Origin of the sequence: Micromonospora sp. MH33 (assembly GCF_003013775.1) — a bacterium.
GTDB classification, from domain to species: Bacteria; Actinomycetota; Actinomycetes; order Mycobacteriales; family Micromonosporaceae; genus Micromonospora; species Micromonospora fulviviridis.
Genome location: NZ_MUYZ01000353.1, coordinates 1 through 6366, shown reverse-complemented (window position 1 = coordinate 6366; position 6366 = coordinate 1). Strand labels below are relative to the sequence as shown.

Here is a 6366-nt window from a genome sequence, read left to right as displayed (position 1 = left end):
CCACGCGATGACCCAGCCGGTCACCGCACCCCTGAAAACCAGCTAACCAACTCTCCATCAAACCCGGGGCTTGACAGTCTGGTAGCTCCACACCCACCCAGGAGGTCCTCACCCTTTCAAGATCCCCGACGCGTCACCAACGTCCATGGACAGAACACCTAGTCGCTGTGTCGACGGTCGGCGTGCTGGGGACCATTACCCGCTTGGATCCGCCACACGCACCGAGGGCGCGCGCTCATCACCACGCTGACGTCCCATCGGCCGGGGCGGCAGGTGCCTCGTTTTTGAACGTTGATCATGTAATCCCCCACATGCTTGGCTTCGGCGGTCGCCGCCAGACGACCGCTGCGTGCTGCTGCCCCGGAGCCGCTGATTCAGCGTGCTTCTTCGCCGAAGGGGCAGGGGTTACGGAAGTCCGGCGGGCGGCTGCCGAACCGCCAGATAATGCGGGGGTTAGCCTGCGGTTATCCCCAGGGGCGGGCGGCGGGCTGATCGACATGTGGTCGGAAAGGAGCAGTCGTCGGATGAGCACGATGCACGCCGTGAGAGCCCACACCAGGGGCGGGCCGGAGCAGCTCGTGTACGAGGAGGCGCCGCGGCCTGAGCCGGGGCCTGGTGAGGTGTTGGTGGCGGTGAAGGCCGCTTCCATGACACCCACCGAGCTCACCTGGCCGCAGACGTGGACGTACAGCTCGGACTGGTCAGGACCTGAGCGCACTCCGATCATCCCGTCGCATGAGTTCTCCGGAGTCGTCGCGGCGCGCGGGGTGGGGGTGGAGAGCCCGGCCGAGGGGGAGGCCGTCTACGGCTTGATCCCTTTCACCCGCGATGGCGCGGCCGCGGAGTACGTCGCTCTGCCCGCGGCCGTCGTGGCGGCCAAGCCCGTCAGCGTTGACCATGACCACGCCGCGGCGCTCCCACTGGCGGCGTTGAGTGCCTGGCAGGCACTGGTGGACCACGCCGATCTGCAGGCCGGCCAGCACGTGCTGGTGCAGGGCGGCGCCGGCGGCGTGGGGAGCTACGTGGTGCAGCTCGCGGCCGGTCTCGGTGCTCGCGTGAGCGCCACGGCGGCGGCGGCCGACCTGGAATTCGTCAAGGGTCTGGGTGCCGAGCAGGTCATCGACTATGCGCACGACCGCTTCGAGGACCACGTCCGCGACGTGGACGTGGTCGTTGATCTTGTCGGAGGAGCCACGCAGTCGCGGTCCTGGTCGGTCCTGAAACCGGGCGGTGTCCTGGTCAGCCTCGTCACGCCGCCCGACCAGCAGGAAGCACCCCGGCACGGCGCCCGCGGCGTGTACTTCATCGTCGAGCCCGACCAGAACGCGTTGCGTTCCATCGCCGAGCTCGTCGACAACGGCCGGTTGAGGCCGGTGCTGGACCGCGTACTGCCCCTCACCGAGACGCGCTCCGGTTACGAGGCGCTCGAGACGGCCAAACGCCGCGGTAAGGTCGTCATCCACGTCGCTGACTAGTCACTGCCGCCGCCGGCACCTGCGGCCCGCTGCTCTGTGACGGGATCCGGTCGGTCCGCAGGCCCGGACTACTCGCTTACAAAAGGAAGATGCCCCTGGCGGGGCGCCCGCGTCTTTGTGAAACTCGATGCGTCGCCCGCTGATGTCAGCGATGGGGTAGCCGCCCGTTAGGGTGCGCTCTGCCTGATCCTCACTCCTCCGGTACGTTTCCGGCCGCCCTGACCGGGTAGCACGGGCCATGCCTGGACTGTCGATGGTGACGGTCGGCGCCAGTCTGGTGCCGGCCGATCCGGCGCAGCTGCTGCCTGCGCGCGAGCAGATGGCCTTCACCCTCGGCTTCCACATCATCCTGGTGCCGTTCGGGGTGGCCTTCACCTTCCTGATGCTGATCGCGAACGCCCGGGGCATTCGTCGGAACGACGAGACCGCGCTGCTGCTGGCCCGCCGCTGGTCGCAGGTGGCGGCAGTGCTGTTCGCCGTCGGCGCGGTGTCCGGGACGGTGCTGTCGTTCGAGCTCGGGCTGCTCTGGCCGCGACTGATGGGCACCTACGGCGCGGCGTTCGGCATCCCGTTCGCGATCGAGGGCCTGTTCTTCTTCCTGGAGGCGATCTTCGTCGCCATCTACGTCTTCGGGTGGCAGCGGATGCGGCCATGGCCGCACTTCTGGACCGGTGTGCCGGTGGTGCTGTCCGGGATCGGCGGCACGCTGTCGGTGGTCGCGGCGAACGCGTGGATGAACCAGCCGGGCGGATTCACGATGCGGGACGGCAAGATCGTGGAGGTTCGCCCGCTGGAGGTGATCTTCAACGGGGCATTCTGGTTCGAGGCCATCCACATGCTGCTGGCCGCGTACATGGTCGCCGGGTTCGTCGTCGCCGGCGTCTACGCCGCCGGGATGCGGCGCGGCCGCCGCGACCGCTACCACCGGCTCGGCCTGGCGATACCGCTGACCGTCGCGGCGCTGGTCACCCCGCTGCAGATCTTCGTCGGCGACATCGCCGCGCGCGAGGTCTTCCGGAACGAACCGGCGAAGTTCGCCGCGATCGAGGCCGTCCCGACCACGGGCACCCACGTGCCGGAGGTGCTGGGCGGCTACTACGCGGACGGGGAGGTGCACGGCGGCGTCAAGATTCCCTCGGGGGCGTCGCTGTTGTCCGGCTACTCGCCGTCCACCCGCGTCCGGGGCCTGGACGCCATCCCCGCCGAGGTGCGACCACCGGACCGCCTGGTCGCGATCGTCCACCTGAGCTTCGACGTCATGGTCGGCATCGGCACGGCGCTGCTGGCCCTCTCCGCCTGGTACGCCCTGGCCTGGTGGCGCCGCCGTGACCTGCCGCGCAGCAGATGGTTCCTGCGGGCGACCACAATCAGTGGGATGCTCGCGGTGGTGGCGCTGGAAGCAGGCTGGGTGGTCACCGAGGTCGGCCGGCAGCCATGGACGGTCGTCGGTCACCTCCTCACCCGGGACGCGGTCACCACGTCCGGCAACCTGTGGCTGTTCTTCGCCGCCACCGTCGCGCTGTACGTCGCGGTCGGCGCCACCACCGTGTACGTCCTGCGACTGCTGCACCGCCGCTGGCGCGACCAAGGCGGGGCAACCGAGACAGACGTGCCCTACGGCCCATCTCGGTCCTCGCAGTCCGCGCCCGCGGGAGGGCAGGCGTGAGTACGTTTGCGGCCGTCGTGTTGTTCATCGGGGTCACCGCCTATGCCGTGCTCGGGGGCGCGGACTACGGTGCGGGATTCTGGGATCTCACCGCCGGTGGCGCGCGACGTGGGCGAAACTCAAGGCACCTGATCGATCAGACGTTGGCGCCGGTGTGGGAGGCCAACCACGTATGGCTGATCTTCTGCCTGGTGATGCTCTGGACCGGCTTCCCGTCCGCGTTCGCCGCGATCATGACCACGCTCTACGTTCCGCTGGGCCTCGCCGCCCTGGGCATCGTGGTCCGCGGCAGCGGGTTCGCGTTCCGGAAGGTGGTGGTGAAGACCGACCAGCAGCGGGCGACAGGGGCGGCGTTCGCCACCTCGTCGGTGATCACGCCGTTCTTCCTCGGCACGGTCGCCGGTGGAATCGCCTCCGGGCGCGTGCCCGCCGACGGGCACGGCGATCCCATGACGAGCTGGATCAACCCGACGTCGCTGCTCGGCGGAGTGCTCGCGGTCGGGGTGTGCGCGTTCGTCGCCGCGGTGTTCCTCACCGCCGAAGCCCGTACGCGCGCAGACGCCCGCCTGGAGGGCTGGTTTCGCCGTCGGGCCCAGGCCAGCGCCGTGGCGACCGGCACCTTGGCGCTGGCGGGGATCGCCATCCTGCACGCCGACGCCGGGCGCCTCTTCGACGGGCTGACCGGCCGCGGCCTGCCGTTGGTGCTGGTCTCCGCGGCATGCGGACTGGCCAGCATCGCCCTGCTTCATCGAGCGGTGCCGCGGTTGCTGCAGGCGCTCGCCGTCGGCGCGGCTGGCACGGTGGTGGTCGGCTGGGGCGTCGCGCAGTACCCGTACCTGCTGGGCACCCACCTACCCATCGGCGAGGCCGCGGCTCCCGACGCCACCCTGGCGTCGCTCACCCTTGTCGCCGCTGCGGCGCTGCTGCTCGTCGTGCCGGCCATGACGCTGCTGTTCGTCCTGCATCAGCGAGGTCATCTGGACACCACCTGACTGCTTCCGTTCACGCTGGCGCCGTTCTCCACCTACCTGAAGGTCGGCACCACGGCGCTGATCCGCCGGACCGCGGCCAACCGTCCAGCCCATCCGAGCGCCGTCGGTCACCCACCCGCCCTACGCCGCCATCGCGCCGCGGAATGAGCTGGCCCGCCGTCGCGCCGGCGTTCGCCGTGCTGCGTGACACCAAGCTCAACGTGCACCCCTCCGCCCCAGGGCGTCGGCGCATCACCAGCTACCGCGGCGTGCCCAGCAATTCCGTTTTGACGCCGCGACGGATCAGCAACAATGTTGGCGGCCAAGCGGCGAAGAAGCCGATGATCAACCCGACCTGGATAATGAGCCAAAACACCGGACTACTAGGCCGAAGGGTATCGTGGAAAACAAGAAAATGCATTAACGCCAGCCAGCCTAATAGGGCGAACTCGAAGACGGACACGGTCAGCAGGTCGCCCCTGAAAAATTTCCGTATTGCGGCCCACGCTCTTCGACCACCCGTGTGAGCCTCGGTAGAGTAGCGAAATGCAACGCCTATGGCCACTGCACCTACATAGTCGCCGACGACTTCGGGCCACAGTGTACTGCCGAAAATTTCGAGGCCAACGCCGTAGGTGATCGGCGTAGCAATGATGACACCTAGAGTGCAGTGTGTCGCACAATGATAGGTTTGGATTGTCGTAGGAGCATGTCGCGACGCCCTGGGCGGGTTGCCGTGCCGGTCCAGCCAGCGGGGAGACTGGGGTCTACCCCACTTTCTGTAGGTCAGGACGGCCGCTGGGCCAAGGTAGAGGGCGGTTGCCGGCCAGACTATCTCCATGATCTTGACCGGCTGACGGTATCCAAAAACAAATTGGTCAACAACGACAACGATGGCGCTGGCCAACACCACAAAGAGCGAAGCCCACGCAAGCATCACGAGCCACGTCGGTTGCACCATCATCTCCGCTCGCTCCAGGGCACTCAATGCAATGCCGGTGGCGGCGGATGTGAGAATCTCCGCCGCCAGGGAAGGAAGGCGACCCACGATGCCGCCTCAAACATGAGAGCACATCGGGCGGTGAGGCATGCGGCATCGCCCACCCGCGCAACATTCAGCCTTGTGGGCTGAACAGTGAGCCCGACGCCGAGCAAGTCCCAGCGGGTTACGCGCCCTTTACCGTGAGGCGGCTCCACGGCGCGGGTCGCGTCGGGAGGAAGCGCGAAACCACGCTGCGATCAACGCTGACGCCGACAACCACCGGCCTCGCGGCGGTCATGGCCAGGCTCAGGAACTCGCAGGTCACATTGGGTCGGGCGCCGACGGGCCTCATCCATGCCGTCCACGAAGCCTGTCGACCGGTGACGCTCGGCTGAGTACTTCGGCGGATATGCACTCAACGGCTGCGGCCATACGCTCACCACCGTGAACCCGATCTCACCCCCAACCAGGCGGACCAGGTCTGGCAGAGCCTGACCTTCATAGTGACCTGCCATGGCCTGCTCATCGCCGGGCTCGCCTGTTGTGGACGCTGCTTCCCACCGACGGCCAATGCGAGGGGATCGACTGCATTCCGCACGACCTCTTGCTTCGCCTGGCGATCACGGTCGGCCCATTGTTCCTTGCCGTGGCACTCCTCGCCTCGGCAGTCAAGCTTTGGTTCACGGTGGCCCGGACCGAGCTTCAAGCGGCTTGGGCCATTGGGACAACGGCTGCACCCACCGGCTGGCTCGTCGGGTTTGCCGCCATCGGCTGCGGCATCAGCTACTCCGTGTTTCTTGATCGATGAGAGCGGATCTCCTCGTCGGGCAGTTGGAGACCGTCCAGCCTCCCCGGACGGGGACAAGGTGGAGCGCGCCTTACCGCACTTGCTCTCGATCTCTGCCCTGACCTTGAACATCCGGAGCGACCGGGCAGTCACATCAACGACGCCACGCGGGACTTCATCGAGGTGCTGACCTTCGCGGACGCGGACACGATCATGACGATGATTCGCGACACGATCCCGGACCTCGCCGGGGATCTTCCGGTCTGGGCGAGGAACCTCGCGTACCGCCTGGCCTGCCTTCAGCGGCCCCACGATGCCGAACTACTTCGCGCGGCCGGCGCGGACCTCTACTTTCACGGGCCGGACTGGGACGATCACGCCGAACAACTCAGGCGTCGAGCCGACGAACTAGGCCGTGTTTGGTAAGGGTCATAGCCATTGGTTGATCGCGGCGATGGTGACGGTGGCTTCGTAACGGACGGCGA

At 67.6% G+C, this 6366-nt stretch carries 6 protein-coding genes; 5 read left to right on the top strand and 1 reads right to left on the bottom strand.

Going from position 1 to position 6366, the window contains the following annotated elements; genetic code table 11:
- Positions 1-524: 524 nt before the first annotated feature.
- From B0E53_RS31930 to B0E53_RS31920, 3 genes are all read left to right on the top strand, one after another.
- Positions 525-1475 (top strand): NADP-dependent oxidoreductase, encoded by a 951-nt coding sequence (locus B0E53_RS31930; protein WP_210406294.1) that lies wholly within the window; start codon positions 525-527, stop codon positions 1473-1475.
- A gap of 238 nt (positions 1476-1713) precedes the next feature.
- Entirely contained in the window at positions 1714-3141 is a 1428-nt protein-coding gene (locus B0E53_RS31925; protein WP_107079375.1) for a cytochrome ubiquinol oxidase subunit I, read from the top strand.
- Positions 3138-4133, top strand: a complete 996-nt coding sequence (locus tag B0E53_RS31920; protein ID WP_107079374.1) for a cytochrome d ubiquinol oxidase subunit II — start codon at positions 3138-3140, stop codon at positions 4131-4133. Before B0E53_RS31925 ends, B0E53_RS31920 begins: the two co-directional genes overlap by 4 nt.
- A gap of 238 nt (positions 4134-4371) precedes the next feature.
- Here the strand turns inward: B0E53_RS31920 and B0E53_RS31915 are convergent, their stop codons facing one another.
- Complete coding sequence (locus B0E53_RS31915) at positions 4372-5160, bottom strand: DUF4396 domain-containing protein (protein WP_107079373.1); 789 nt, start codon at positions 5158-5160, stop codon at positions 4372-4374.
- A 475-nt stretch (positions 5161-5635) separates the two neighbouring features.
- On the opposite strand from B0E53_RS31915, the gene B0E53_RS31910 reads away from it, so the two are divergent.
- On the top strand, positions 5636-5902 hold the full coding sequence (locus B0E53_RS31910; protein ID WP_107079372.1) for a hypothetical protein: 267 nt from the start codon (positions 5636-5638) through the stop codon (positions 5900-5902).
- A 162-nt stretch (positions 5903-6064) separates the two neighbouring features.
- A complete protein-coding gene (locus B0E53_RS31905; protein WP_107079371.1) occupies positions 6065-6307 on the top strand; it encodes a hypothetical protein in 243 nt (80 codons plus the stop codon).
- Positions 6308-6366 lie beyond the last annotated feature (59 nt).